This window comes from Solicola gregarius, from assembly GCF_025790165.1.
Lineage (GTDB): Bacteria > Actinomycetota > Actinomycetes > Propionibacteriales > Nocardioidaceae > Solicola > Solicola gregarius.
The window spans coordinates 2145258-2170149 of record NZ_CP094970.1; the positions used below are offsets into that span (position 1 = coordinate 2145258).

Annotated in this window: 27 protein-coding genes and 1 pseudogene; 21 read left to right on the forward strand and 7 right to left on the reverse strand. The window is 68.4% G+C overall.

Annotation, left to right across the window (positions count from 1 at the left end; translation table 11 throughout):
• Nucleotides 1–22 precede the first annotated feature (22 nt).
• Nucleotides 23–1225, reverse strand: a complete 1203-nt coding sequence (locus L0C25_RS10645) for a YbfB/YjiJ family MFS transporter (RefSeq protein ID WP_271636468.1) — start codon at nt 1223–1225, stop codon at nt 23–25.
• Nucleotides 1226–1295: 70 nt separating this feature from the next.
• Between L0C25_RS10645 and L0C25_RS10650 the strand changes: the two genes are divergently transcribed.
• From L0C25_RS10650 to L0C25_RS10665, 5 genes and pseudogenes are all read left to right on the forward strand, one after another.
• Nucleotides 1296–2273, forward strand: coding sequence for a helix-turn-helix domain-containing protein (locus L0C25_RS10650; RefSeq protein ID WP_271636469.1), 978 nt, complete (start codon nt 1296–1298; stop codon nt 2271–2273).
• Nucleotides 2274–2317: 44 nt separating this feature from the next.
• Entirely contained in the window at nt 2318–2896 is a 579-nt protein-coding gene (locus L0C25_RS10655; RefSeq protein WP_271636470.1) for a TetR/AcrR family transcriptional regulator, read from the forward strand.
• A gap of 70 nt (nt 2897–2966) precedes the next feature.
• The gene (locus L0C25_RS10660; protein WP_271636471.1) at nt 2967–4184 is read left to right on the forward strand and encodes a Cmx/CmrA family chloramphenicol efflux MFS transporter; all 1218 of its coding nucleotides are present in this window, start codon (nt 2967–2969) and stop codon (nt 4182–4184) included.
• A 46-nt stretch (nt 4185–4230) separates the two neighbouring features.
• A pseudogene (locus L0C25_RS24220) lies at nt 4231–4527 on the forward strand (SDR family oxidoreductase); the annotation flags it as partial.
• Between the two features lie 22 nt (nt 4528–4549).
• Nucleotides 4550–4972 carry an SDR family oxidoreductase gene (locus L0C25_RS10665; protein WP_271636472.1) on the forward strand — a complete coding sequence of 141 codons (423 nt, stop codon included), beginning with the start codon at nt 4550–4552 and terminating at the stop codon, nt 4970–4972.
• Nucleotides 4973–4974: 2 nt separating this feature from the next.
• Here the strand turns inward: L0C25_RS10665 and L0C25_RS10670 are convergent, their stop codons facing one another.
• Nucleotides 4975–6348 carry an FAD-binding oxidoreductase gene (locus tag L0C25_RS10670; protein WP_271636473.1) on the reverse strand — a complete coding sequence of 458 codons (1374 nt, stop codon included), beginning with the start codon at nt 6346–6348 and terminating at the stop codon, nt 4975–4977.
• Between the two features lie 169 nt (nt 6349–6517).
• On the opposite strand from L0C25_RS10670, the gene L0C25_RS10675 reads away from it, so the two are divergent.
• From L0C25_RS10675 to L0C25_RS10685, 3 genes are read left to right on the forward strand one after another with little or no spacing between them, the layout of a single operon-like run.
• The gene (locus L0C25_RS10675) at nt 6518–7474 is read left to right on the forward strand and encodes an ABC transporter ATP-binding protein (RefSeq protein WP_271636474.1); all 957 of its coding nucleotides are present in this window, start codon (nt 6518–6520) and stop codon (nt 7472–7474) included.
• Nucleotides 7471–8265: an ABC transporter permease gene (locus L0C25_RS10680; RefSeq protein ID WP_271636475.1), complete on the forward strand. Its 795-nt coding sequence runs from the start codon at nt 7471–7473 to the stop codon at nt 8263–8265. Before L0C25_RS10675 ends, L0C25_RS10680 begins: the two co-directional genes overlap by 4 nt.
• Nucleotides 8266–8277: 12 nt before the next feature.
• Nucleotides 8278–9072 (forward strand): MerR family transcriptional regulator, encoded by a 795-nt coding sequence (locus L0C25_RS10685; RefSeq protein WP_271636476.1) that lies wholly within the window; start codon nt 8278–8280, stop codon nt 9070–9072.
• On the opposite strand, the gene L0C25_RS10690 is transcribed toward L0C25_RS10685, so the two are convergent.
• Nucleotides 9049–9489 (reverse strand): VOC family protein, encoded by a 441-nt coding sequence (locus L0C25_RS10690; protein WP_271636477.1) that lies wholly within the window; start codon nt 9487–9489, stop codon nt 9049–9051. The genes L0C25_RS10685 and L0C25_RS10690 overlap by 24 nt on opposite strands.
• A 269-nt stretch (nt 9490–9758) precedes the next feature.
• Here L0C25_RS10690 and L0C25_RS10695 point away from each other — a divergent pair, with 269 nt between their 5' ends.
• Nucleotides 9759–10118 carry an MmcQ/YjbR family DNA-binding protein gene (locus L0C25_RS10695; protein WP_271636478.1) on the forward strand — a complete coding sequence of 120 codons (360 nt, stop codon included), beginning with the start codon at nt 9759–9761 and terminating at the stop codon, nt 10116–10118.
• Between the two features lie 92 nt (nt 10119–10210).
• Here L0C25_RS10695 and L0C25_RS10700 read toward each other — a convergent pair whose 3' ends face one another.
• Nucleotides 10211–11089, reverse strand: coding sequence for a S41 family peptidase (locus tag L0C25_RS10700; RefSeq protein ID WP_271636479.1), 879 nt, complete (start codon nt 11087–11089; stop codon nt 10211–10213).
• 55 nt (nt 11090–11144) lie between these two features.
• On the opposite strand from L0C25_RS10700, the gene L0C25_RS10705 reads away from it, so the two are divergent.
• Nucleotides 11145–11645 (forward strand): winged helix-turn-helix domain-containing protein, encoded by a 501-nt coding sequence (locus L0C25_RS10705; RefSeq protein WP_271636480.1) that lies wholly within the window; start codon nt 11145–11147, stop codon nt 11643–11645.
• A gap of 324 nt (nt 11646–11969) precedes the next feature.
• Complete coding sequence (locus L0C25_RS10710; protein ID WP_271636481.1) at nt 11970–12812, forward strand: alpha/beta hydrolase family protein; 843 nt, start codon at nt 11970–11972, stop codon at nt 12810–12812.
• A 34-nt stretch (nt 12813–12846) separates the two neighbouring features.
• Here L0C25_RS10710 and L0C25_RS10715 read toward each other — a convergent pair whose 3' ends face one another.
• Nucleotides 12847–13386: a hypothetical protein gene (locus L0C25_RS10715; protein WP_271636482.1), complete on the reverse strand. Its 540-nt coding sequence runs from the start codon at nt 13384–13386 to the stop codon at nt 12847–12849.
• 198 nt (nt 13387–13584) lie between these two features.
• Between L0C25_RS10715 and L0C25_RS10720 the strand changes: the two genes are divergently transcribed.
• A complete protein-coding gene (locus L0C25_RS10720; protein ID WP_271636483.1) occupies nt 13585–14082 on the forward strand; it encodes a hypothetical protein in 498 nt (165 codons plus the stop codon).
• Nucleotides 14083–14100: 18 nt separating this feature from the next.
• Here L0C25_RS10720 and L0C25_RS10725 read toward each other — a convergent pair whose 3' ends face one another.
• Nucleotides 14101–14892: an IclR family transcriptional regulator gene (locus L0C25_RS10725; RefSeq protein WP_271636484.1), complete on the reverse strand. Its 792-nt coding sequence runs from the start codon at nt 14890–14892 to the stop codon at nt 14101–14103.
• 96 nt (nt 14893–14988) lie between these two features.
• Here L0C25_RS10725 and L0C25_RS10730 point away from each other — a divergent pair, with 96 nt between their 5' ends.
• From L0C25_RS10730 to L0C25_RS10765, 8 genes are read left to right on the forward strand one after another with little or no spacing between them, the layout of a single operon-like run.
• Nucleotides 14989–16545, forward strand: coding sequence for an ABC transporter substrate-binding protein (locus L0C25_RS10730; RefSeq protein ID WP_271636485.1), 1557 nt, complete (start codon nt 14989–14991; stop codon nt 16543–16545).
• Nucleotides 16546–16555: 10 nt separating this feature from the next.
• Nucleotides 16556–17581, forward strand: coding sequence for an ABC transporter permease (locus tag L0C25_RS10735; RefSeq protein WP_271636486.1), 1026 nt, complete (start codon nt 16556–16558; stop codon nt 17579–17581).
• Nucleotides 17578–18411, forward strand: coding sequence for an ABC transporter permease (locus tag L0C25_RS10740; RefSeq protein WP_271636487.1), 834 nt, complete (start codon nt 17578–17580; stop codon nt 18409–18411). The genes L0C25_RS10735 and L0C25_RS10740 overlap by 4 nt, the downstream gene beginning before the upstream one ends.
• Nucleotides 18408–20213, forward strand: a complete 1806-nt coding sequence (locus L0C25_RS10745; protein ID WP_271636488.1) for an ABC transporter ATP-binding protein — start codon at nt 18408–18410, stop codon at nt 20211–20213. Before L0C25_RS10740 ends, L0C25_RS10745 begins: the two co-directional genes overlap by 4 nt.
• A 5-nt stretch (nt 20214–20218) precedes the next feature.
• The gene (locus L0C25_RS10750) at nt 20219–20347 is read left to right on the forward strand and encodes a hypothetical protein (RefSeq protein ID WP_271636489.1); all 129 of its coding nucleotides are present in this window, start codon (nt 20219–20221) and stop codon (nt 20345–20347) included.
• A 27-nt stretch (nt 20348–20374) separates the two neighbouring features.
• Nucleotides 20375–21262, forward strand: coding sequence for a BKACE family enzyme (locus tag L0C25_RS10755; protein WP_271636490.1), 888 nt, complete (start codon nt 20375–20377; stop codon nt 21260–21262).
• A 1-nt stretch (nt 21263) separates the two neighbouring features.
• Nucleotides 21264–22211 (forward strand): 3-hydroxyacyl-CoA dehydrogenase NAD-binding domain-containing protein, encoded by a 948-nt coding sequence (locus L0C25_RS10760; protein WP_271636491.1) that lies wholly within the window; start codon nt 21264–21266, stop codon nt 22209–22211.
• Complete coding sequence (locus L0C25_RS10765; protein WP_271636492.1) at nt 22208–22639, forward strand: thioesterase family protein; 432 nt, start codon at nt 22208–22210, stop codon at nt 22637–22639. The genes L0C25_RS10760 and L0C25_RS10765 overlap by 4 nt, the downstream gene beginning before the upstream one ends.
• Here L0C25_RS10765 and L0C25_RS10770 read toward each other — a convergent pair.
• Nucleotides 22636–23160 (reverse strand): GNAT family N-acetyltransferase, encoded by a 525-nt coding sequence (locus L0C25_RS10770; RefSeq protein ID WP_271636493.1) that lies wholly within the window; start codon nt 23158–23160, stop codon nt 22636–22638. The genes L0C25_RS10765 and L0C25_RS10770 overlap by 4 nt on opposite strands.
• A gap of 157 nt (nt 23161–23317) precedes the next feature.
• On the opposite strand from L0C25_RS10770, the gene L0C25_RS10775 reads away from it, so the two are divergent.
• The gene (locus tag L0C25_RS10775) at nt 23318–24841 is read left to right on the forward strand and encodes an HNH endonuclease (protein WP_271636494.1); all 1524 of its coding nucleotides are present in this window, start codon (nt 23318–23320) and stop codon (nt 24839–24841) included.
• The last annotated feature ends 51 nt before the right edge of the window (nt 24842–24892 follow it).

The following is a 24892-nucleotide window of genomic DNA, read 5'->3' on the forward strand; positions in this document are numbered from 1 at the left end:
CGTTTCGGCTCCTGGTAACAATTCAGTCCGCGAAGGCGGCCGTACGAGCCGGGCGGACGGCGCAGGTCACCACGGCGAGGGCGGCCGTGACGAGGAATGCCGTACGCAGGCCGTGCTCCTCGGCCACCAGCCCGAGCACGGCCGGTCCGGCGACCGTTCCGACGCCGAGGCTCAGCAGGGTGGCACTGAAGCCGGTCGTCGGGCGTTCGGGAAAGACCTGGTACGACCACACGGCCAGCAGGCTGGACACGGCCATGAACGCGGGCCCGTACAAGATCGCCGACACCCCTGCGGCAAACACCGAACCGGGCATGACGCCGAGCAGCGCGACCGCGACGGCAAGGGTGCCGAACAACAGCGCCGACGACCGGCGCAGGCCGAGGCGCGCGAGCAGCACGCCCGCGAGGACACCGGCCGTCCCGGCGACACCCATCAGCGTCCAGAACATCGCTGTGGTGGCGGCGCTGCCGCTCGTTGCGTCGGAGATCGCCGCCGTCGCGTAGTTCCAGTAGAACGAGCCGACCACACCGTACGAGACCGCCGTCGCGTACAGCGGAACGGCACGTCGGCGCAGGAACCAGCGTGGCCCGACCGTGGCGGGCCGTGCCGCGGGTTCGGCCGAGACCGTGTTTCGTGCGGGCACGGAGCCGACGTTGTACACCGCGATGGCCGCTGCGGTGGCCGCCATCGCGAGCCACGCGTACCGCCACGACTCGCCGTGCGCGACGAGTGCGAGCGGGCCGACGACGGCGGTGCCGATCGCCGTACCCGCTGGGACGATCGCGAGCACCCGCTCACGCCGCGAGCGCGCGACCACCATGTCGACGGCGTCGGAGTACGGCGCCCAGGTCCATGCCGGGCTGGTCCCCGCCAGGACGAGCCCGGTGGTGAGGATCGCGAGGTTCGGGGCGACCGCCACGAGCCCCATGCCCGCGACGGCGGATGCACCGCCGATCCCGACGAGCAGGCGCGGCCCGACCCGCGCCGCGTACACGCCGACGACGAGCAGGGCAACGAGATAGCCGACGTACGTCGCACTGCCGATGATTCCGACGTACGAGACCGACAGGTCGAACTCACGCCTGATCTCGGGAAGGAACAACCCGTAGCCGTAGCGCGCGAAGCCGAAGCTCATGCCGATCGCGAGCAGCCCACCGATGGTCAGGCGACGTTCGGCGGATGTCCAACGGGACTGGTGCGCGGGGCGAAGCAGCGTCGTTTGCATGTCTCCATGCTGAGTCGCCGAGCCGCCGTACGACAGTGGCGCAAACGACCATATCCGCTAAGATAACGACATGACGTCAAATCGTCGGTCGCATCGGGTCGCCGTGCTCGCGTACGAGGGAATGTCGTTGTTCGAGACCGGGATCGTGACGGAGGTGTTCGGCGTACGCTGGCCCGATCTGCCGGAGCCGTGGTACGACCTGACGCTGTGTTCGGAGCGCCGCGGTGCGACGCCGACCGTCGGCGGCGCGACGCTGCGCACCTCGATGGGTCTCGACGGGTTCGAGGCCGCCGACACGATCATCGTGCCGAGCGTGAGCGACGTCGACGTGCCGACCTCGCCGCGGTTGGTGGCCGCCCTGCGAGCGGCGCATGAGCGCGGCGTACGCATCGCGTCGATCTGCTCGGGTGCGTTCGCCCTTGCCGGCGCGGGTCTGCTGGACGGGCGGGGGGCGACGACGCACTGGATCTACGCGGAGAGACTGGCCGAGCGGTTTCCCGCGGTGGAGGTCGACCCGCGACCGCTGTTCGTCGACGAGGGCGATCTGCTCACCAGTGCCGGCAGCGCCGCCGGGCTCGACCTGTGCCTCCACCTCGTCCGGCGCGACCACGGAGGCGCCGTGGCGAACCGGCTCGCCCGCCGACTCGTGGCGCAGCCGTACCGCGACGGCGGCCAGGCGCAGTACATCGAGTCACCCGTGCGGGCCGCGGACTCCGGTGACGACATCGCGCGCAGCATGGCCTGGGCGCTCGAACGACTCGACGAGCCGCTGACGATGGAGGCGCTCGCGACGAGCGTGCACCTGTCGCCGCGCACGTATCTGCGGCACTTCACCGCAGCAACGGGTACGAGCCCGATCCGCTGGCTGATCGCGCAGCGAGTCGAGGCCAGCCTGGCGCTGCTCGAGACCACGTCCATGCCGATCGAGGAGGTGGCTGCCGCCGTCGGCTTCCAGAGCGCGGTCACCTACCGGCATCACTTCGCCGCTGCTCTGAAGATCGCGCCGTCGGCGTACCGAAGAAGCTTCCGGGGTGCGCGCGCCGGCTGACCCGTTCTGGACACACCGGTACAGAACGTGCGAGGATCGTTCGCGTGCCACGACCACGCGAGTTCGACGAACAGTCCGCGCTCGACTCTGCCGTGGAGGCGTTCTGGACACATACGTACGCCGGAACCTCGACCGCGGTGTTGTGCGAGTCCACCGGACTGTCTCGAAGCAGCCTCTACAACACGTTCACCGGCAAGTCCGACCTGTACCAATGCGCCTTGCGTCGCTACGCCGAGCTGAAGAGCACGCAACGCAATGCATACCTCGATATCGAGGGCACCGGGCGCGAGCGGCTGGAGCGACTGCTCGGCGACGTTCTCCGCGAGCAGTGGGCGAGCGACGAGCGCCGGGTGTGTCTGGTGTTGAACGCGGCCGTGGAGGTCGGCAGCGCGGACCAGGCGGTCGCCGACCTCGCGCGGGGCAACCTCGAGTCGTTCCGCGACCTGATTTCGCAGCTCATCGCCGAGGGGCAGCGGGACGGCTCGTTCACGAGCACCGCGCCGGCGCGTGATCTCGCCGCGGTCGTGCACGCGGCGCTGAACGGTGCGCAGATCGCCGACCGGGTGGCCACCAGCGATGCCGCCGGTCGCGCCACGGTGAAAACCCTGATGTCGATGCTCTGAGCCCGCCTCGGCCCGGAGCCGAGCCTTCGCGTACGCACATTTTGTACAGATCAGTTCAAAAAGGAGCCCGATGGAAACGCAGACCCGAAGGCTGCCGCTCGCAGTCCACGTGCTCGCGCTCGGCATCTTCTGCCTGGGAACGTCAGAGTTCATGCTCGCCGGCCTGTTGCCCCAGATCGCGGCCGGTCTCGACGTGAGCATCCCGGACGCGGGCATGCTGATCAGCGGCTTCGCGATCGGCATGCTGGTCGGTGCTCCGCTGATGACGCTCGCGACCCTGCGGCTCCCGCAGCGCGCGACGCTGCTCGGGGCCGCCGCGGTGTTCGGCTTCGCGCACGTCGTGCCGTTTACGGTCGACGGCTACTCCGCACAGCTCGCCGGGCGAGTCGTGGCCGCGGTCGCCTGCGCAACGTACTGGGCGGTCGCAGCGGTGATCGCGACGAAGCTCGCCGGCCCGCAGCGTACAGCGCGGGCGCTGGCCGTGCTCGTCGGCGGACTCACGCTCGCCAACGTGGTGGGAGTGCCGGCAGGGACGTGGATCGGTGGAGCGTTCGGGTGGCGGGCGGCGTTCGCCGCGGTCGCTGTGGCGGCGGCCGCGGTGTTCGTGCTGCTGCGGTCGCTGGTACCCGCAATGTCGGACGAGCGAACGTCGATACCGATGAGAGACCTGGTGCGATCGGAGACGCACGCGTTCCGTGATCGCCGGCTCTGGCTGGCGCTGGCGACGACGGCGGGCTTCCAGGCGGCGGTGTTCTGTGCGTTCTCGTACCTCGCGCCGCTGCTCACCGACGTCGCCGGCATTCCCGAGCGGTACGTGCCGCTCGTGCTGTTGCTGTTCGGGCTCGGCACGTTCGTCGGCGTCACGGTCGGCGGGCGGTACGCGGATCGCGACATGCTCGCCAACGTCGTGATCAGCCTGACCGCGATGGTGTTGGCCCTACTGCTCCTTGCCGCACTCGCTGGATCCCGTATCGGAGTCGTCGTCGCGGTCTTCGTACTCGGCGCCGCGTCGTTCTCGATCGCGGCGGCCCTCAACGGAAGGGTGTTCGCGTTTGCAGGTGATGCGCCGACGTTGGCCGCGTCGGTCAACGTGTCCGCCTTCAACGTCGGCAATGCACTCGGGCCGTGGCTCGGCGGCCTGGTGATCGGGGCGGGACTCGGTCTGCGCGCACCCATCTGGATGAGCGTTCTGCTCGGCGTGCTCGCGCTCGGCTTCGCGGGGACCTCGTGGCGCCTCGAGCGAAGCCGGGTGACTGTGCCGGTCGAAGCCGAACGCGCTGCCTGCTGACCGATCCCGAACGGACCAATCCGTCGAAGACGAAACGAGGAGCATCATGCCAGCGAGCGGAAGACGTGCGGTTGTGGTGGGCGCGAGCAGCGGGATGGGACGCGCGATCGCATCGGATCTGATCGCCTCCGGCGCCTCCGTCGCCCTGGTCGGGCGCAACGGAGATGCCCTGCGGGGATTGGCAGGCGGCGATCGACGCCATCTTGCCCTCGTCGGTGACGTACTCGATCAGGCCGACGTCGATGCGGTCTTCGACCGCGTGTCCGATGCGTACGGAAGTCTCGATATTGCCGTCAACACGGTCGGAATGCTGCCACCGCCGACGCCGGCCGCGGACATCGAACGCGCCGATCTCGAAGCGGGCGATGCTGACGAACGTCGTTGGTGTCCACGCCGCGATGCGTCACGAGATCGCGCTGATGCGCAAGGAGGGTGGCGCGATCGTCAACGTGTCATCGAACATCGGTCCGCACACGAGCCGCCCCGGGTTCGGTGCGTACGGTGCGAGCAAGGCCGCCCTCAGCGCGCTGACGAGGACTGCCGCACTCGACCATGCCGCCGAAGGGATCCGGATCAACGCGATCAGTCCCGGCCCGTCGGACACCTCCATGTCGTACCGGCCGGGTGAGAACGAGGCCGACCGGGACGCGCGGATGAAGGAGCTGAACCCGTCGGGCCGGGTCGCCTCGCTCTCGGAGATCGTGGCCGCCGTCCGGTATCTGACGTCGGCCGACTCGGCGTACGTGGTAGGTGCAGACCTGGTGATCGACGGTGGGGCTTCGGTCTGACGTCAGTTGGGCAACGGGCGGGTCATCCGGAATCTGCCCTGCGGGTCGCGCCGGCGCTTCAGCGTACGCAGACGGTCGAGTGCAGCCGAGTCGTACGCGCGCTCGGGGCCGCCGCGGCCGAGGAAGTTGTACGGTGCACCGCCGGTCGCGGTGTCGCCGAGGGCGGCGTGCAGGCCGTTGTGCGTGTCGACGATCTCGTCCATCGAGCCGCTGAGGCCCGGGACGGCGAAGCTGAACACCAGGTAAGGCTCGTCGATCGCTCCGGCGACACCGCCGTTTCCGGACCCGGCCTCGGCGAGCGCGCCGCCGAGATGACGGATGTTCACACCGAGCAGGCGCGTGCCGCTGTCGGGGCCGGCCACGTCGAGGAGACGCTCGACCGTGCCGGAGTCGAAGTCGCGGAGCAAAGTGGTCAGGTCGGCGGCGGGGCTGGGATCGACGGGGTCCTCGGCGATGCCGCCGACCTCGGACATCGGGTAGGTCCGGATGTCGTTTTCGATCGCGTCGCCGGCCGCGACGATGCCCGACAGCAACGTCCTGCACTCGTCGAGCGTGCCGAGATGGGCGGCATTGATCGCGACGAACGAGCGCCCGCGGCGGTCTTCGGGGATGAACGGAGCATCGGGAAGGTGCAGGATCGTCGCGGCGACGGACAGCTCCGGCGGCGCCGCGGCGGTGAGCTTGGAGAACGCGTCGAGGACCGCACGCGTGTCACCGGCGGGGAACATCAGCCGGGCGCCCACGACGCCGGGCGACGGGAACAGGTCGAACTCCATCGAGGTGACGACTCCGAACTCGCCGCCGTACCCGCGCAACGCCCAGAACAGCTCGGGATCGCTTTCCTCGGTCACGGTGACCTGATCGCCATCGGCGGTGACGAGGTCGACCGACCGTACGGCGGCCGACGCCAACCCGTACCGACGGCCGAACCACGACAACCCGCCACCGAGGGTGTAGCCGACGACGGAGATCATCGGCGCCGTACCACCGAGGCCGAGCAGGCCGGTGTCGTCGAGCCGGTCGAGGACCGCCTTCCACATGGTGCCGCCTCCGACGCGAGCGATCCGACGTTCGGTGTCGACCTCGACGGAGTCGAGCGCATGCATGCGGAGCAGGATCGCGCCGGTCACGCCGTCGTCTGTCGCCGCATGCCCGGTGGACTGAGGTACGACCGGCAGGTCGACTCGGCCGGCGCAACGTACGGCGGCGACCACGTCGTCTGCGTCGGCGACCTCGACGACGGCGAGCGGGTGCTGGTCGACCGAGAGGTTCCACGCCTTCCTGGCGTCGTCCCACGTGGGATCGCCGGGTGCGTGGACCGCGCCGCGTACCACGGCTTGCAGGTCGGACTTCAGGGCTTGGGCATCGTTGGTCATTCGGGCTCCCCCGTGGCTCGTCAGGTGTGCGAAACCGTCACCCGAGTGCGGCACAGTCAAGATAGTACCGACTGGTGACAACCCGTCTCGAGGACTTTCGAGCACCGCCGTCGATGCTCACGCGCATCGGCTTGACCTTGACCCTGCGTCAGGGTTCGACCATGGCGACATGACTACTACTGCCGCTGCTATCGAGGTCGCCGGACTGACCAAGTCCTACGGCGACCACACCGTGTTGGACGGTGTCGACCTGACCGTTCCGGAAGGGACGGTCTACGCACTCCTCGGGCCCAACGGTGCCGGCAAGACGACCATCGTCAACATCCTCGCGACACTGCTGACCCCCGGCGACGGTGAGATCCGCGTCAACGGCTTCGACGTACGACAGCAGCCTGCCGAGGTACGCGCCGCGATCGGCGTGACCGGGCAGTTCTCGGCGATCGACGAACTGCTCACCGGCCGCGAGAACCTGTGGCTGATGGCCGATCTCGCACACTTGGACCGCGCGAGCGCGGCCACTGCCGTGACCGGGATGCTGGAGCGCTTCGACCTCGTCGACGCCGCCGACCGGCGGGCGCAGACGTACTCGGGTGGTATGAAGCGGCGGCTGGATCTGGCGATGACGCTGATCACCGGGCCGCGGCTGATCTTCCTCGACGAACCGTCGACCGGTCTCGACCCGCGCAGTCGGCGTGGCCTGTGGGCGATCGTGCGTGAGCAGGTCGCCGACGGCGTGACGGTGCTGCTGACGACGCAGTACCTCGACGAGGCCGATGAACTGGCCGACCGGATCGGGGTCCTCGACGCCGGGCAATTGGTCGCCGAGGGCACGGCTGCGGAGCTGAAGCGGCGCGTCCCGGGCGGCCACGTCTCGGTGCAGTTCGCCGACGGTGCGGCGCTGACCGCGGCGGCGGCGGCGTACCCGGACGCCGTCACCGACCTGGAGACGCTCACCTTGCAGGTACCCAACGACGGCAGCATCGCCGGACTGCGCCGGGTCCTGGACGGCCTCGACGACGACGTCGTCGCCGGGCTGACGGTCGAGTCCGCCGATCTCGACGACGTGTTCCTTGCGCTCACCGGCCACGCGGTCGAGGCGCCCGAATCAAAGGAGATCCCCGCATGAACGCCACCTACACCATTCGCGACTCGGCGACGATGCTGCGACGCAACCTGCTGCACATCCGCCGCTATCCCTCGTTGTCGGTCATGCTGGTCGCGCAACCGATCCTGTTCCTGTTGCTGTTCGTGTACGTGTTCGGCGGCACCATCGGTGCCGGTCTGCCCGGGCAGCCGGGCGGCGGAGACCGCGGCGACTATCTGGTGTTCATCACGCCGGGAATCCTGATCATGACCGTTGCCAGCGTCGCGCTCGGAACCGCGATCGCGACCGCGACCGACATGACCACCGGGATCATCGCCCGGTTCCGCACGATGGACATCGCCCGGGTGTCGGTCCTCACAGGTCACGTCCTGGGTGCGGTGATCAAGACCGGATTCGCGGTGGTGATCGTGACGGCGTTCGCGTTCCTGCTCGGGTTCCGCTCCGATGCCGATCCGCTCGGTTGGCTCGGGGCGATCGGGCTGCTGGTTCTCATCGCGTTCTCGCTCACCTGGCTGACCGTCGGGATGGGCCTCGCGGCGAACAGCGTCGAGACGGCGAGCAACACCCCGATGTTTCTGGTGATCCTGCCGTTCATCAGCAGCGGCTTCGTGCCGACGGACGCGATGCCTGCCGGGTTGCGCCAGTTCGCCGAGCACCAGCCGTTCACACCGATGATCAACACCCTTCGCGACCTCGTCACCGGTGCTCCGACGGACTCCGATCTGTGGCTCGCGATCGGTTGGTGCGTCGCGATCTCGCTGGTCGGCTACCTGTGGTCGCGGCGGCTGTTCCTCCGCGTGCCCACGAGGTAGGAGACTGACACGGTGCTCACCATCAGCCAGCTGGCGTCGTACGCCGGCGTCACCGTTCGCGCGGTGCGGCACTACCACGCCAAGGGACTGCTGCCGGAGCCCGAGCGCGACCATTCGGGCTACCGTCGCTACGACGCCCACGCCGTCGTCGAGCTCGTCCGGATACGTACGCTCGCGGCCGCCGGTGTTCCGCTCGCGCGCGTACGTGAGCTGCTCGTCGCCGACACCGACGAGTTCGCCGCTGCCGTCGCCGACATCGACCGGCGTCTGCGCGCCGAGATCAGGGAGCGGCAGCGGCACCGCACGCAGATCGCTCAGCTGGCGGCCGGCGACAGCCTGGCCCTTCCCCCGGAGGCGACGGCGTACATCGACAGGCTGCGCGAGCTCGGGATTCCGGATGCGATGGTCGACGGCGAGCGTGACGCATGGATCTTGGTGGCCGCACAGCTTCGTGAGCAGATGCCGTTCTACATGACGATGAAGCAACAGCAACTCGACGACCCAGCGGCGGTCGAGCTGTACGGCGTTCTCGCCGAGGTCATGCAGTGGGAGGTGGGCGACCCGCGAGTCGCGGCAATGGCCGACCGACTCGCTGCGCTCCTCGATGCCGTGGGTGTCGAGGAGTCGGAGCAGCACGACGAGCAGATGCCGGACGAACTCGTGGAACTCCTCGACGCGGTCTTCCTCGACTCGGTGCCGGTCGCCCGCCGCCTCATGGAGTTGCTCGAGGAGCGCGGGTGGCGGGGCTGGACCAACCTCGAGCGCGTCCCTCCTCGGCAAGATTCAGCCAATCCGTTCGGTCAGTGAGACAACGATCCCTTCGGGGCCGCGGACGTAGGCCATCAGCCAGGTGCCCTCGTACTCGCCGATTCCGCCGACAAGTCCGTATCCGTCCGCGGCCAGGTCGTCGACCATGGCCCGCAGACCGTCGACCTCGAAGCAGACGTTGCGCATGCCCAGCTCGTTCGGCATCGCAGCGGGTGATCCCGGCTCGTGGTCGGGCCTGACGAACCTCGCGAGCTCGATCCGAGTCCCGCCGTCCGGCGGCCGCAGCATGACGACCTCCGTTCGCGAGTCCGGGATGCCGCCGACGGTGTCGAGGAATTCGCCTTCCACGAAGGTGCGCCCCTCGACCTCGAGACCAAGTCCGACGAAGAACGCCGTCGTCGAGTCGAGGTCGGCGACGGTGATGCCAATATGGTCAAACTGCTTGATGTGCGACATGACTGCCATCCTCCGCTGGTTGCTTCGTCCTTGGTACGGGGACGAAGCTCTGGCGGCGTTCTCGACATGCACTTGGCCGGACGCGCGCCGCTGCCTTCATGGACCGGCAGGTGCGACAACCGATGAGTCCGGGTCACCGTCGCCGTCAATCCTTTGGACGCGGCGCAACAGGAGCGAACTCCAATGGATGGGCACCGTACGGGCGCGCTGCGGATACTGGACGCGTGCGTACGGGCGCGCTGCCTCGTCGTGACCGAAGGATTCTGAGCATGGCTGTGATTGATGACGTTCGGCCGCTGGGCGAGGAATTGGAGCGCTCGTACGAGGTGTACGTCCGCGGCAGGTTGAAGTTCCGCGTCAAGCAGATCGTCTACGTGGCGTTCTCCCTCGACGAGACCGTCATGGAATTCGCGTTCCCAAGAGAGGAGCGCGCGGCGCTGGTCGCCAGCGAGCCGCACAAGTTCCACCTGCCGTCGGCGTCGGACCTGCGCTTCAACTGGATCGCTGCCGACCTTGCAGCACTGGAGCCGACCGAGGCCCGCGAGTTCGTCGTCGACGCGTGGCGCATGGTCGTGCCACAGAAGCTCTCCCGTGCCTACGACCTCACCCATCCCCATGGCCCGGAGTGAAGCACCAGCGGCTGGAATGACGCCGGCGGCCGTCGCGCGTATTGTCCGGCCCGGTCGCTCGTGGCGACGACGGACCCGAGAGTGGCCTCAGCTCAGGCCGTTCGCAGGTCGTCGAGGGCCAGGTCCAGGGCTTCGGCCGACGGGCAGGGCCGATCCGGGATGACGCCGACCTGTTCCCAGTTCGTACCCGTGACCGCGTTCACCGACTTAGCGGTGGGCACGTGCAACTCCAAGGACTCGCCGACCTTGAACGCTTCGACCGGATGCGCTCCGCCGCCGGTGGTCTCGCCGATGACCACCGCGCGGCCTTGGGCCTGAAGGTCGTACGCCAGTTCCTCGCAGCCGGAGAACGTGGTGGGACTGGTGAGTACGCGGATCGGACCGTCGAGGCGGGTTGCTGCGGGCGCGGTCCAGTACTGCCGTGGCGTCGCTCCGCGTTCGACGATGTCCTGCAGGTGGACGGGCTCCTTGCCCAGAAGGTGACCGCAGATCAGGGCAACGGTCTCCGGTGTGCCGCCACCCCCGTTGCGCAGGTCGATGATCAAGCCATCCACCGAGGACAGCAGCGTGAAAGCGGCGGCGATGTACGGCGCGGCCAGGTGCACGGGCGAGAGGTACGGCGCGATCTGCAGCAACCCGATGCCGTCGTCGAACAGCCGAGTCTGACGCACGCCCCCTGCGTTGCGCCGGGCCTCGGCGGCGAACCTCGCCTCGTGTTCGGGGCCGTCGAAGGCCGAGGCGGCGCCACCCGGCCGGTGCCGCACCCGCAGGTGGCGGTCGTTGTTGGTGCGTTGCAGGAGTCGGGTCAGCACTCGCGCGATCTGGGAGGGTTCGGCTCCGACCAGCTCGGCGGGCATGTCGTCCAGGCTTGCGGTGATCGCTCGGGTGTCCTCCTCGAGGATGTACCGCTCGAGCACCAGATTCGTGATCTGTTCGCCGAGGTCGCGCAGGTCGATGTCGTTTCGCGTCATGGGTGAAGCCCATCAGTGCCTTGACCAAAGCGACAACTCCAGTTAACGCTTGATTGTGACCACAGATCGCCGGTACGACACCATCCACGCAACGAGCCCCGCACAGATGCGCGCACTGTCGCACCCAGCGCGGCACAAGCTACTGGGGGCGATGAATCCGGACGGCGCGACGATCAGTCAGTTGAGCAATCGGCTCGGTATGAACAAGGGCAGCGTCTCCCACCACCTCGGGGTACTGTGCGCGGCCGGATTGGCCCACAAGGGGCCGACCCGAACGGTTCGCGGCGGAACCGAGCAGTACTTCGTCCCGACGGCACGCAAGGTCATGTTCCCTCCGGGCGAGGACGGTGCCGCCACGAACGCCATGCTGGCCACCATCACCGAGGAGCTCGGTACGGACGACGACCACCTGCTCAACCACCGCGTGATCTGTCTCACCCGCGACCAGGCCGAGGCGGTACGACAGCATCTCGACGCAGTGGTCAACGACCTGCAGCCCGCGGACCCACGTGAACGGCAGTACGGCATCGTCGTCGGTCTCTACCAGAGACGATGAACCGCCTGGAACGTGTCGCCGATCGGACGCGCGCCGTCGCCGCGGGCGGCGGCTACCGTGAAAGGACGACGTCCATCGATCCGGAGGTGTTCGGTGCGTCATCGATGCCGCGACCTTGCCGCCCTCGCCCTGGGTGTGGTCCTCGTCGTCGGGTGCAGCGCCGACGAATCTGGGTCCGAGACAGGCGACGCGTCCTCGAAGCCTGAGGCGTCCACCGGTACGGATGGGACAGCCGAGCCGCAGATCACTGGCCCCACAGCCGATCGCCAGGCGCGACCGATCTCCGTACCGGGACTGGCCGAGCAGCGACACCTGGGTGACCGTTTGCGCCTCGCAGCCGTACGCGAGCAGACGCCCGAGTACACGTCGTACGACATGACGTACCGCAGCCGCAGCACAACGAACCGCGGCAACGAGGCGTACACGATCACCGGGGTGATCAACGTCCCCCGCGGGCCCGGCCCGTTCCCGGCAGTGGTCCTGGCGCATGGCTACATCGATCCTGGCGTCTACGTACGCGGCCAAGGGATGACCCGCGAACGCGGATATCTCGCTGCGCGTGGGTACATCGCGATGCACGTGGACTACCGCAACCACGCGGAGGCAGACGACGACCCGCGCCTCGCGGTCCGGATGGAGCTTGGGTACAGCGCGGACGTGATCAACGCGGTCAAAGCCCTACGCAACTCGCGGGACGTACCGGTCGACGACGACCGCGTGGCGATGTTCGGCCGATCCATGGGCGGGGGCGTCGTACTGAAGGCGCTCATCGCCGAGCCGGGGCTCGTGCAGGCCGCGACGACATGGGCGTCGGTCTCGTCGCTGGAGGCGCAGAACTACGACCAGTTCGAACGCAACGACCCCGAGGACTCCGACGATCCGGTGGCCCGCCGCTACGGCGCCCCGGAGGAGAACCCGGCCTTCTGGCGCGCGAACTCCTCGCGCCCCTACCTCGACCGGATCACCGAACCGGTGCTCGTCGTGCACGGACGCGTCGACGACACCTGCCCGCCACGCTGGGCACCTGCGACCCAAAGCGCGCTCACCCGGGCGGGAGTCGACTCCACCCTGCAGTGGTACGACGACGGACACGCCTTCGGACCCGCGTTCAACGCGGCGATGGCTCGGACCGTGCGGTTCTTCGACGCGCGTCTCGGCGGGCAGTAGGTTGACGCGCGACACCACCACGTCGATGCGGCCATCAGGCCCGTTTGACTCTGACCGTGCGTCCCGAGACCGTTCCGGGCGCTGCGATCAGCGAACGAGCCTCGGAGGCCGCCATCGTCACCTGACTCGTCGACGCGAAGCCGGCATCGGTCCAGGCCCGGTTGAAGCGGCTGATCATCAGCCCGTGCACGGATCCTGTTGCGATCAGCAGGCCGAGGAGTAGGAGCACCGCCGGCAGTGTGATCACGGCACCTTCGTCAATGCCGGCCCAGGCGAGGAGCACGCCGACCACCAGCGCGACCACGTCGATCACGGCGACACCGATCAGAACGGCGACGAGAGCGTTGAAGACGCGACGGGTCCGAGCGATGCGATCGTCGAGGGCCTCCAGGTCGGCGAGTACCACTGTCCGGTTCGTGGCGTGCGTTCCGTACAACTGTTGGTGGGATTGATCTCCCTTTGCACGCTGCCTGATCACGGTGCCATCCGCAGCAATGTGCCACTGGACAGTCCACGGCTTGTTCCACGACGGACCGGTGTCTCGGACGTGCTCGGAGGCATCGGGCTCTGACATGGCCCGCAAGATATCAGTGCCCCCGCGCCAATCTGGGCCGTGACCCAGACGAACGGCAGCGCCGAACTCCCAGTCGGTGTCGTGACGCGGGCGCTGCCCAATCTGCGCGGAACCCTCCTTGCCGATCGGCTTCAGGGGATACTTGCCAGACGGCAAGCGTTGACGCGGGTCGCGGCGGTCACGTCGGAGGAGTACGTCATGTCGGAATCAAAGATGCTCGCGGCCGTGAATGCGGCCGTCAGCCGGGAAGGTTTCGACGACGAGGTCATCGCCGCGGGGCAGTTCGCGCCGCGCGGTGCGACCGGAGGAATGTTCGCCGGCGGCATGGCGGGCGACACGGCCGGAGGAGTCATGGGTTCGGCGGGCGATTCGGTCGGTACGGTCGGCGGCGCGCTCGCGGGTGCGCACGGCGTCGCCCACTCTCGGGGACTGCCGCTTGCGATGGTCGTTGGCGTGTCCGAGCACTGGGTGTACGGATTTGCCGGACGTTCTCGCAGCAAGGAGCCGCACGAACTCGTATTCCGGCTGGGCCTCGAAGGTCTGGCGGTTTCGGTCGGCCAGCGGCTCAACGTCCGCACACTGACGCTGCTCAGCGGTGACGGCACCACCCGGATCGAGCTGGAAGGCAACCGCCTGCAGATCAGCCACAGCAAGGACGTGATCGACGAACTGCGTACGAGACTCGGCCTCACCTAGCAGACTGCTTGCGGTACGTCAGCCTCGCCGGCCCGGACTCCCGATCTCGATCGCAGCGTCGCGGGCGATCTCGCCGAGGGCCTCGAAGCGGGCCTCGGTCAGTCGTCCGCCGGGTCCCCAGATGCTCAGCACGGCGAGCGGGCGGCCACCGGAGTCGAGCACCGGCGCTGACACACCGTACGCCGACTCCTCGAACTCGCCGCGGCACACGCCGTACCCCCGATCGCGTGCCGTGGCGAGCTCGGCGAGCAGCGCGTCGGGATCGGTGATGGTCGTGTCGGTGTGCCGGGTCAGCGGTTCGCGCAGGATGCGGTGCACGAGGTCGTCCGACGAGTACGCCAGGAGCGCCTTGCCGGTCGAGGTTGCGTGCAGCGAGACCGTACGACCACGCCAGGTCGCCGAGACGACGGCCGTCGGCGCGACCTCGTCGACGTACGTGAGCCCGTTGTCGCGTACGACCGCGAGCGCGGCCGTCTCGCCGGTCAGCAGCGAGACGCGTTCGAGCACGGAGTGCGCGGACTGTACGAGCACGCCGACCCCCGCTGCCCCCGCGAGCTCGACGACGCCGAAGCCGATCGCGTACCGGCCCGTCGGGCGGTCGAGTACGACCATCTCCTGAGCCTCGAGCGTCGACAGGATGCGCCACGCCGTCGCGCGGTTCAGTCCGCAGTCCGCGGCGAGAGCCGCGACATTGGCACGGTCGTCGTTCGCCGCCGCGACGGCACGCAGCAGAGCCACCGCGCGGTCGACGGACTGCACTCGACCCGAGCGCGGCACGTGGTCCGGATCGGCGTGGGACGCAGCCGACATCGTGCACCTCCCTTGACGGGTTCTGCGATCCTCACTATGTTCGCATTGCTCGAAGGATGCTCGCATAGTGAACGACCCGATGGAACGGCTCTCACCATGAACGGACTCTCCCGCCGCGATGTGCTCCGCCTGGGAGCGTACGCGGCGGCGGGCGCCACCGGGCTCGGCTCGCTCACTGCCTGTGGCGCGGTGCCGCCCAAGCCCGACCCGAACGCCCCGCAGAAGCGCGGCGGCGTCCTCAGCCACGGTGCGACGGGCGGTGGGCTCAAGGACACCCTCGACCCGCACTCGCCGGTCACCAACCCCGACATCGCCCGCTGCCGCAACCTGTACGAGCCGCTGCTCGCCTGGGACGAGGACTACAAGATCCAACCGGCGTTGGCGAAAGCGGTGACCCCCAACAAGGACGCGACGGTCTGGACGGTCGAGCTCCGCGACGACGTGGTGTTCCACAACGGCAAGACGATGACCGCCGACGACGTCCTGTCCACGCTCGCCCGCGTCGCAGATCCGAAGGCGCCGACGTCCGGTGGTGTCGAGCTCTCCGGCATCTTGGACCTGAAGAACGCGCGGGCGCGCGGGCCGTACGTCGTCGAGCTACCGCTCTCCTCGCCGTACGCGGTGCTCGACCAGCTGCTGGCGGAGTACACCGTCGGGATCATCCCGGCCGACTTCGACGTCGCCAACCCGGTCGGCACCGGGGCGTTCAAGTACGACACGTTCCAGCCCGGCCTGCAGAGCAGCTTCCTGCGCCACGATGACTACTGGGGCGACCCGGCCTGGGTCGATGAGCTGCTGATCTTCGACTTCGCCGACGACTCCGCCAAGGTCAACGCGTTGCTCGCCGGCCAGGTGCAGAGCGTCGACAACCTGCCGTCGTACCTCGTCGACTCGATCTCCGACCAGGGCTCGTCGGCGCTCATCTCCGAGACCGGCGCGTGGGTGCCGTTCACGATGCGCGTCGATGTCGCGCCGTTCAAGGACAACCGGGTACGCCAGGCCCTGCGGCTCATCGCCGACCGGCAGCAGATGATCGACCAGGCGCTCAACGGCTATGGCTTTCTCGGCAACGACCTGTACTCGCCGTTCGACCCGGCGTACGCCAAAGACCTGCCACAGCGCGAGCAAGACCTCGACAAGGCCAAGTCGCTGCTCAAGCAGGCCGGACAGTCGGACCTGCAGGTCGAGCTGGTCACCTCGACGGCCGTCGGTGCCGGAGGCGTCGAGTCGGCCAACCTGTTCGTCGACCATGCTCGCGAGGCCGGTGTCGACGTACGCCTGACGAAGGCCGACCCCAACACGTTCTACGGCGAGCGCTACCTGTCGTGGCCGTTCGCGCAGGACTTCTGGAACACCCGCAACTACATCCCGCAGGTAGCGGTGTGTGCGCAGAAGGGCGCGACGTACAACGAGACACACTTCGACGACCCGGACTTCAACGACCTGATCGCCACCGCCCGCCAGGAGACCGACGAGGCGAAGCGAAACCAGCTGTTGCAGGACGCGCAGGAGATCGAGTACGACACCGGCGGCTACATCATCTGGGGATTCAAGCGCCAGGTCGACGGCTACTCGAACCTCGTTCAGGGCTTCGTTCCGCATCGCTACATGCCCTGCACGTCGTTCGAGTTCCGGCGGGTGTCGTTCGTATGAGGACGAGACGATGACCGACGCAGCGACAGTGAAGCCGATGGGCGCAGGGCCGCGCGTACGTTCCGCCCCGGCGGCATGGACCCTCTGGCTCGCCAGGCGACTCGGACTCGCCGTGCTGACCCTGTGGCTCACCTCGGTGCTGGTGTTCCTCGCGACCACCGCACTCGGCGATCCGGTCAAGGCGATCCTCGGAAAGAGCGCCGAGACCAGTCCCGCCCGCGCCGAGCAGATTCGTGCGCAGCTGAACCTCGACGACTCCATCTTCGAGCGGTACGCGCATTGGCTAGGCGGCTTGCTCACGGGCGATCTGGGCACCTCGGTCGCCAACCAGCAGCCAGTCTCGGAACTCCTCGGTGACCGGGTGATCAACAGCGGCGTGCTGGTGCTCATCGCCGCGGTCGTGATGATCCCGATCGCGTTCGGCGTCGCGCTGATCTGTGCGAACGCGCGCGGCCGGCGTACCGACCAGGCGATTCAGCTGGTCCTACTCACGCTCGCGGGCCTGCCGGAGTTCGTCATCGGCATCCTGCTGGTTGCGGTCTTCTCGACGACGCTGTTGCACATTCTGCCCGCGGTGACGATCAGCGCCGGTGGTGAGTCCCCGTGGCAGAACCCCGCATCGATGATCCTTCCCGTCGCGACCCTCGTACTCGCGGTCGCGCCCTACATCATCCGGATCGTCCGCTCCACGTTGCTCGAGGTACTCGACAGCGACTACGTCGAGCTCGCGCGGTTGAAGGGCGTTCCCGAACGCGTCGTGCTGCGCAAGCATGCGCTACTCAACGCAATCGTCCCGGGCATCCAGGTCATCGCACTCCAGCTCGCCTGGCTTGCCGGCGGCGTCGTGATCGTCGAGTACCTCTTCTCGTACCCAGGCGTCGGCGCCAGCCTCGTCGACTCCGTACGCAACAGCGACATCCCCATGGTGCAAGCCTTGGCGATGATCATCGCCGCGGTCTACGTGGTCGTGAACCTCGTTGCAGACGTGCTATCCATCCTGTTCACCCCGCGAGCGAGGACGGCGATCGGGTCATGAGTGTGCTCACCGTCGGCAACCTCAAGCGCATCACCGGGCAGGGCCGACTCCTGGTCGGCCTGATCATCACGCTCGTCGTGGTGATCCTCGCGCTGGTCGGGCCGTGGCTGGCGCCGTACGGCGAGAACGAGATCGTCGGCAAGCCGTTCACCGAGGTCGGCTTCCTCGGCACCGATTACCTCGGGCAGGACGTCTGGAGCCGGCTGCTTTCCGGCGGCCGATCGATCCTGCTGATCTCCTTCCTTGCAACGCTTCTCGGCATGGTGCTCGGCATCGTGATCGGAGTCGTCGCGGCGTACGTGGGCGGCTGGATCGACGACACGCTGATGCGACTCAACGACGTCGCACTCGCGTTCCCGCAGATCCTGCTCGCGCTCCTCGTGCTCGCGGCTGTCGACCAGCCCACCTGGTGGATGATCGTGCTTCTGGTCGGCGTCTCGCATGCCCCGCGGGTCGCCCGGCTGGCGCGCGGCGTCGCGCTCGGTCTCGTCTCCCGCGACTTCGTGGCCTCTGCCGAGGCGCTGGGCGAGAGCCGCATTCGGGTCATGCTGGCCGAGGTGCTCCCCAACATGAACGCTCCGCTGCTCGCCGAGGCGGGTCTGCGGCTCACGTACTCGATCGGCATGGTCGCCGGCATCGGCTTCCTCGGGTTCTCGACCGATCCGGGTGCCGCCGACTGGGGGCAGATGATCAACGAGAACCGGCTCGCGCTGCTGGTCCAGCCCTGGGGTGTGCTCGCGCCGGTGATCATGATCGGCGTCTTCACGATCGGCACGAACCTGATGGCCGACGGCATCACCCAGCTCGCAGCGAAGGGGGAGGAGTCATGACGACAAAGCCTGATACGACCCCGGATACCGCAACCGCGCTGAGCGCATGCACGGTCAACGGACTTCGCGTCGTCCTGTCCGGCAGCGAGATCGACGTCGTCGACGGCATCGACCTGGTCCTCGCACCCGGCGAGGTGGTCGGCCTGGTCGGCGAGTCCGGCTCGGGCAAGACGACCGTCGGCACGGCACTGTTGGGGTACGCGCGCGACGGCGCGTACATCGGGCAGGGCAGCGTGCTGCTCGACGATCGCGACGTCCTCGCACTCTCTTGGAAGGACGTACGCCAGCTGCGCGGCGAGGAGATCGCCTACGTCCCGCAGGACCCCGCATCCGCGCTGAACCCGAGCATCCGCATCGGCCGGCAGATCGTCGAGCTGCTCGAGCTGCGCAACGTCGGTACGTCCGACGAGCGGCTCGAGCGTGCTCGTGAGGGCCTCGCCGAGGTCGGCCTACCGAATGACGACGAGTTCCTGCATCGGTTCCCACATCAGCTGTCGGGCGGACAGGTGCAGCGGGTCGCGCTCGCGATGGCGTTCCTGCCTCGTCCGAAGGTGCTCGTACTCGACGAGCCGACCACCGGTCTCGATGTCACGACGCAGGGCATGGTGCTCGACACGATGAACCAGCTGTGCCGGAGCCACCAGGTTGCGGCGCTGTACGTCACGCACGACCTTGCCGTGATCGGCAACATCGCCGACCGGGTCGCGGTGATGTACGCCGGGCGGATCGTCGAGCTCGGCTCGCGAAGCGACATCTTCGACAACCCGTCACATCCGTACACCCGCGCACTCCTCGATGCGATCCCCCACCTCTCGCGGGCCCGTGCCCTCGGCGGCATCCCCGGGCGTACGCCTGGGCCGGGTCGTCGACCGGAGGGGTGCCGCTTCCACGACCGCTGCTCGGAGGCGGTCGAGGCATGTGCGACGACCGATCCCGAACCGGTCGCGATCGCACCCGGACACACGGCGCGTTGCATCCGTACGACCCAGATCGGCAGCTGGGACATCAATCTCGGCACCGTCCCGGACTCCGACCCGGCAGCGGAACGCGATGTCATGCTGTCGATCGACGGCCTCGACGTGTTCTACGGCCGCAAGCAGGTCGTCTTCGACGTCTCGTTCGACCTGGCGAGGTCGGAGTGCGTCGCCCTCGTTGGTGAGTCGGGCAGCGGCAAGACGACGATCTCGCGTTGCGTCGGAGGTCTGCACAAGAACTGGTCGGGCTCCATCAGGTTCGATGAGCACGCGTTGGCCAAGGGAGCGCGCACGCGGCCGGCCGCGGACCGCAAGCGGGTGCAGTACATCTTCCAGAACCCATACCTGTCGTTGAATCCGAGGCTGACGATCGAGCAGATCGTACGTCGACCGATGGAGCTCTTCGGGTTGGCGAAGGGCAAGGAGGCGACGGACCGCGTCGTCGAGCTGCTCGAGGCGGTAGCACTCGGCCCGACGGTCCTGAAGCTGCAGACCAGCCGACTGTCCGGTGGCGAACGGCAGCGCGTCGCGATCGCCCGGGCCCTCGCCGCACAGCCCGACGTGCTCGTCTGCGACGAGATCACGTCCGCGCTCGACGTGTCTGTTCAGGGCGCGATCGTCTCGCTGCTGGAAGACCTCCGCAAACACCGCGGCATCAGCATGCTGTTCGTGACGCACAACCTCGCCCTCGTCAGGTCGATCGCGGCCCGAATCCAGATCCTCAACACCGGAAGGGTTGTGGAGTCCGGCTCGGTCGTCGAGGTGATGGACGATCCGCGTGAGGAGTACACCCGCAACCTGCTCGCGAACAGTCCCCGGATCGACTGAGCGTCATGAGCTCCCGCACCACCGGGTCTCAGCCGGCGGAGCTCCGGCTGATCGATCCGCACCGGTCGGTCGACCAGGCGTACGAGCGCGGGCACAGCGATGACGGCAAACGCCGGCATTTCCGAACGGGTTGAGAAGTAGCACAACAAGAGGAGGTCACTGTGAATCGCAACGTCATCATCACGTGCGCCCTGACGGGCGCGGGCGACACCGTCGGACGGTCGGAGCATGTTCCAGTGACCCCGGAACAGATAGCGGAGTCGGGCATCGCCGCCGCGCGCGCGGGGGCGGCCATCGTGCACGTACACGTACGCGATCCTCAGACGGGGCAGGGATCTCGCGATGTCGCGCTGTACCGCGAGGCGGTCGAGCGAATCCGCGACAGTGGTGTCGACGTCGTCGTCAACACCACCGCCGGGATGGGCGGCGATCTGATGGTCGACCCGCAGCGGCCGACCAACCACCTTGAAGGCACCGACCTCGTGAACGGGGTGGAGAGGCTCGCGCACGTCGAGGAGCTCGTGCCCGACATCTGCACGCTCGACTGCGGCAGCCTCAACTTCGGCGACGGCAGCCTCGTGTACGTCAGCACGCCGGACATCCTGCGCGAGGGCGCGAAGCGCATCCAGGAGCTCGGCGTACGCGTCGAGATGGAGATCTTCGACACCGGGCACCTGTGGTTCGCCAAGCGGCTCGTCGAAGAGGGACTGATCGACGCGCCGGCGATGTTCCAGCTGTGCATGGACATCCCGTACGGCGCACCGGCCGATCCGGCGTTGCTGGCGACGATGGTCAACCAACTGCCCGACGGCGCGGTGTGGGCGTCCTTCGCGCTGGGTCGGATGCAGATGCCGTGGGTCGCGCAGTCGGTGCTGCTCGGCGGTCACGTACGGGTCGGGCTCGAGGACAACCTGTATCTGAGCAAGGGAGTCAAGGCGACCAACGCGCAGCTCGTCGAACGTGCGCGCACCATCGTCGAGTCGATGGGTGCGTCGATCGCATCGCCCGACGAGGCGCGCGAGATCCTCAACCTGAAGCCGAAGGCCTGACATGGGCGCCGAACGCGTTGCCCCCGCCGACGTACGTACGGTGGCGTGCGTCGGTGCCGGCGTCATCGGCGGTGGCTGGGTCGCCTACTTCCTCGCGCGCGGGTACCGGGTGGTGGCATGGGACCCGGCCGCCGATGCGGAGCAGCGGCTTCGGCACTTGGTCGACCGCGCGTGGCCCGCACTGACCGAGCTCGGCCTCGCCGAGGGCGCCAGCATCGACAACCTGACGTACGAGGCGGAGCTGGCCGACGCGGTCGCCGAGGCCGACGTCGTGCAGGAGAGCGCGCCCGAGGAACTCGAGCTCAAACGTCGGCTGCTCGCCGACATCGACGCGGTCACGCCGCCGCAGGTGGTGATCTCGTCGTCGACATCGGGATTCGGCATGACCGAGATGCAGGTCAATTGCGCGCACCCGGAGCGCACCGTCGTGGCGCACCCGTTCAACCCGCCGTACCTGATCCCGCTCGTCGAGGTCGTCGGCGGGGAGCAGACCGCCGCCGACGTCGTCGCGTGGACGTCGGAGTTCTTCCGGCTCGCCGGCAAGTCGGTGATCACGATGGATCGGGAGGTGCCGGGCTTCATCGCCAACCGCTTGCAGGAGGCGCTGTGGCGCGAGGCGCTTCACATGGTGGCGGCCGGTGAGGCGACGGTCGAGCAGATCGACCAGTCGATCACCGACGGACCGGGCTTGCGTTGGCCGATCCAAGGCCCGTGCCTCACGTTCCATCTGGCCGGCGGGCAGGGCGGGATGGCGCACATGCTCGACCACTTCGGCCCGTCGCTGCAGGCACCCTGGACGCGTCTGGAGTCGACCGAGCTGACCACCGAGCTGCGCGACGCCATGGTCGAGGGATGCGAGCGCGAGGCAGGGGATCGAAGCATCGACGATCTCGTCGCCGAGCGCGACCGCGGCGTCATCGCCGTGCTGCGGTCGCTGGGACGCGCATGATCGCCTGGCGTGAGCGCGTACGCGACGAGTGGATCGACTACAACGGGCATCTCACCGAGGGCTACTACGGCGTCGTGTTCGGCAACGCGACGGACGCCGTACTCGACCACCTCGGCCTCGATGCCGCGTACCGCGAGGCGAACGACTCGTCGATGTACACGGTCGAGGCGCACGTACGCTTCCTCGCCGAGGTGCCGCCCGGTGTCGAGCTGGAGGTGCGGTCCTCGGTCATCGGCGTTTCGGACAAGCTGCTGCGGATCTGGCACGAGATGTGGCTCGACGATCGGCTATGTGCGACGCAGGAGTCGCTCGGCCTGCACGTGACGGGCCGTCGGTCAGCGCCGTTCCCCGACGACGTCGTGTCGCGGATCGCGGCCGAGGTCGTGCGCGTTCCGGATGACGCCGGCCGCAGCATTCGCGGCGGCTAGAGCGTCAGCCGGAAGAGAACTCCTTCACCGCCCGTGAAGGTCACGCCGGGTACGCGTACGTCTCGCGTGTGCTCCTCGAAGCCGAAGCGGTCGTGCAAGGCGATCGAGGCACGGTTGCGCGCGTTCGCGAAGTACCAGACGACGTCACTGCGCTCGCGCGCCCACTCGAGCCGCGCCGCCGTGAGCGCGTACGCCAGACCCTGTCGGCGCCATGCCTCGGCGATCACGACTCCGCCGAGATAGAGCCCGTCGGGAGGGGACCCCTCGTCGAACGTCAGCTCGCGGATCAGTCCGAACCCGACGACGCCGTCGTCGATGGTGCCGACGTGGAGGGCGCTGGTCTCGGCATCGATGTGCCGGCGGAGCCGTTCGGCACGTTCGGCTCGCTCGCCGCCGTCCCGTGTGACAGAGAGCGCGGCGACCGTCTCGATGTCACTCGGCCGCGCCAGTCGTACGCTCCCGGGCCACACCGCATGCCGAGGACGCGGGTCGTACGCGGCGAACAGATCGCTCCCACTCACGTCGACTCCAGACGTTCACTACACAACGCGCCGACGCTACCTCGGCGACGTCGGCCGACTCGGATCGGATCCAAGCGTTATCCGACTGTGACCAGTCAACAGCTCGTACGACGCAGATCCACCCCCGACTGTCAGACCCGCCCTCTAGTCTTTTCGTATGAGCGTTCGATACGGCGATCGATTCCGGCAGGGTGCCTCACCCGTCGCGCCGTCGACATCGCAGAGCAGCGACGACGACGGTGTCGCATCGCTCGACGCGATGCTTCGCGCGCTGGCCACCCTGCCGTACGCGGAGGGCGACGCCGCTCGGATCGATCGGATGGCGCTACTGGAGAGGTTGCGGGGCGCGGTCGCGGCGGCGCAGGCACTCGAGATGGTCGAGTTCGAGGAGTCCCAGATAGCCGAGCAGCGCGCCGCCGGTGTGTCCGAGCGCAGGGTCGGTCGCGGGGTTGCCGATCAGATCGGCTTGGCGCGTGAGCTGTCGCCGGCGCGCGGGTCACGAGAGCTGGGCTGGACGCGAAGCCTGGTCAAGCAGATGCCGCAGACCCGCCGCCTGCTCGCCGCTGGGCGGATCTCCGAGGTCACGGCGCGGGCGATGGTGACGGAGACCGCCGAGCTCGAACCGCTCGACCGGCGCCGCGTCGACTCCGACCTCGCCCCGGACCTCCCCGCGATGGGCGAGCGCGAGGCGCGCGCTGCCGCACGCAAGCTCGCGTACAGCCTCGATCCGGAGGCCTCGACGCGACGCGCCCGCAAGGCACGCGAAGACCGCCGGGTCTCGATCCGGCCCGCCCCCGAGACGATGACGCTGCTGACCGGCCTTCTCCCCGTCGAGCAGGGCGTCGCGGCGTACGCGAGTCTCAAGAAGCACGCGTCGGCGGCGAAGGCCGCCGGTGATGAGCGGACGCGGTCGCAGATCATGGCCGATACCTTCGTCGAGCGCCTCACGGGGCAGCAGAAGGCAACCGACGTTCCCATCGAGGTACGCCTCACGATGGGTTCCGACACGCTCTTCGACGAGGACGACGAGCCCGCCGACGTCGACGGCTACGGGCCCGTCCCGGCAGATGTCGCGCGCGACCTGATCCGCCCCGCCTCCGCTGAGGCGACCGTCGATCCGGTTGGAGCTGCCGCCGGGCCAAGCTCTGCACCCACCGGCACTGAGACGTACGCGGGCGCGGCGGCCGACCCCGCCTCCGCGGTTCGCCAACGTGCCGGCGTGTGGGTGCGGCGCCTCTTCGACGACCCCGCGACCGGCGTCGCAACAAGCATCGATCCCACCCGGCGCCGGTTCACCGGGGCAGTCGCCCGGTACCTGCTCGCGCGCGACCAGGTGTGTCGAACCCCCGGCTGCGGTGCTCCGATCCGCCACCTCGACCACATCCGCCCGTACCGCGACGACGGCCCGACGACGGTCGACAACGGCCAAGGACTCTGCGAGCGATGCTCGTACACCAAGGAGATGCCCGGCTGGCGAACGACCGTGACCACCACGGCACCGCATACGACGACGATCACAACCCCGACCGGGCACACGTACGCCTCCCAGGCACCACCCGCCAACGGCCCCGGCCCGTCTGCACAAACGCTCGGCGAACGACGCCGCGACCGACGCCTCGCACGCCTCAAATCGAATCTCATCCTGGCCGGCCTGCGCCCACCGGATGATCCCGATCCGTAAAGCGCATCGTCCGAAGGCAAGGCCCTTGCCATCGGTGGACCGTTCGCCTCG

What these genes read in the sequence shown, in the direction of transcription:
- L0C25_RS10645 (WP_271636468.1), bottom strand. Translation starts at nt 1,225, where the DNA reads ATGCAAACGACGCTGCTTCGCCCCGCGCACCAGTCCCGTTGGACATCC.
- L0C25_RS10650 (WP_271636469.1), top strand. Translation starts at nt 1,296, where the DNA reads ATGACGTCAAATCGTCGGTCGCATCGGGTCGCCGTGCTCGCGTACGAG.
- L0C25_RS10660 (WP_271636471.1), top strand. Translation starts at nt 2,967, where the DNA reads ATGGAAACGCAGACCCGAAGGCTGCCGCTCGCAGTCCACGTGCTCGCG.
- L0C25_RS10665 (WP_271636472.1), top strand. Translation starts at nt 4,550, where the DNA reads ATGCTGACGAACGTCGTTGGTGTCCACGCCGCGATGCGTCACGAGATC.
- L0C25_RS10670 (WP_271636473.1), bottom strand. Translation starts at nt 6,348, where the DNA reads ATGACCAACGATGCCCAAGCCCTGAAGTCCGACCTGCAAGCCGTGGTA.
- L0C25_RS10675 (WP_271636474.1), top strand. Translation starts at nt 6,518, where the DNA reads ATGACTACTACTGCCGCTGCTATCGAGGTCGCCGGACTGACCAAGTCC.
- L0C25_RS10680 (WP_271636475.1), top strand. Translation starts at nt 7,471, where the DNA reads ATGAACGCCACCTACACCATTCGCGACTCGGCGACGATGCTGCGACGC.
- L0C25_RS10690 (WP_271636477.1), bottom strand. Translation starts at nt 9,489, where the DNA reads ATGTCGCACATCAAGCAGTTTGACCATATTGGCATCACCGTCGCCGAC.
- L0C25_RS10695 (WP_271636478.1), top strand. Translation starts at nt 9,759, where the DNA reads ATGGCTGTGATTGATGACGTTCGGCCGCTGGGCGAGGAATTGGAGCGC.
- L0C25_RS10700 (WP_271636479.1), bottom strand. Translation starts at nt 11,089, where the DNA reads ATGACGCGAAACGACATCGACCTGCGCGACCTCGGCGAACAGATCACG.
- L0C25_RS10715 (WP_271636482.1), bottom strand. Translation starts at nt 13,386, where the DNA reads ATGTCAGAGCCCGATGCCTCCGAGCACGTCCGAGACACCGGTCCGTCG.
- L0C25_RS10720 (WP_271636483.1), top strand. Translation starts at nt 13,585, where the DNA reads ATGTCGGAATCAAAGATGCTCGCGGCCGTGAATGCGGCCGTCAGCCGG.
- L0C25_RS10725 (WP_271636484.1), bottom strand. Translation starts at nt 14,892, where the DNA reads ATGTCGGCTGCGTCCCACGCCGATCCGGACCACGTGCCGCGCTCGGGT.
- L0C25_RS10730 (WP_271636485.1), top strand. Translation starts at nt 14,989, where the DNA reads ATGAACGGACTCTCCCGCCGCGATGTGCTCCGCCTGGGAGCGTACGCG.
- L0C25_RS10735 (WP_271636486.1), top strand. Translation starts at nt 16,556, where the DNA reads ATGACCGACGCAGCGACAGTGAAGCCGATGGGCGCAGGGCCGCGCGTA.
- L0C25_RS10740 (WP_271636487.1), top strand. Translation starts at nt 17,578, where the DNA reads ATGAGTGTGCTCACCGTCGGCAACCTCAAGCGCATCACCGGGCAGGGC.
- L0C25_RS10745 (WP_271636488.1), top strand. Translation starts at nt 18,408, where the DNA reads ATGACGACAAAGCCTGATACGACCCCGGATACCGCAACCGCGCTGAGC.
- L0C25_RS10750 (WP_271636489.1), top strand. Translation starts at nt 20,219, where the DNA reads ATGAGCTCCCGCACCACCGGGTCTCAGCCGGCGGAGCTCCGGCTGATC.
- L0C25_RS10760 (WP_271636491.1), top strand. Translation starts at nt 21,264, where the DNA reads ATGGGCGCCGAACGCGTTGCCCCCGCCGACGTACGTACGGTGGCGTGC.
- L0C25_RS10765 (WP_271636492.1), top strand. Translation starts at nt 22,208, where the DNA reads ATGATCGCCTGGCGTGAGCGCGTACGCGACGAGTGGATCGACTACAAC.
- L0C25_RS10775 (WP_271636494.1), top strand. Translation starts at nt 23,318, where the DNA reads ATGAGCGTTCGATACGGCGATCGATTCCGGCAGGGTGCCTCACCCGTC.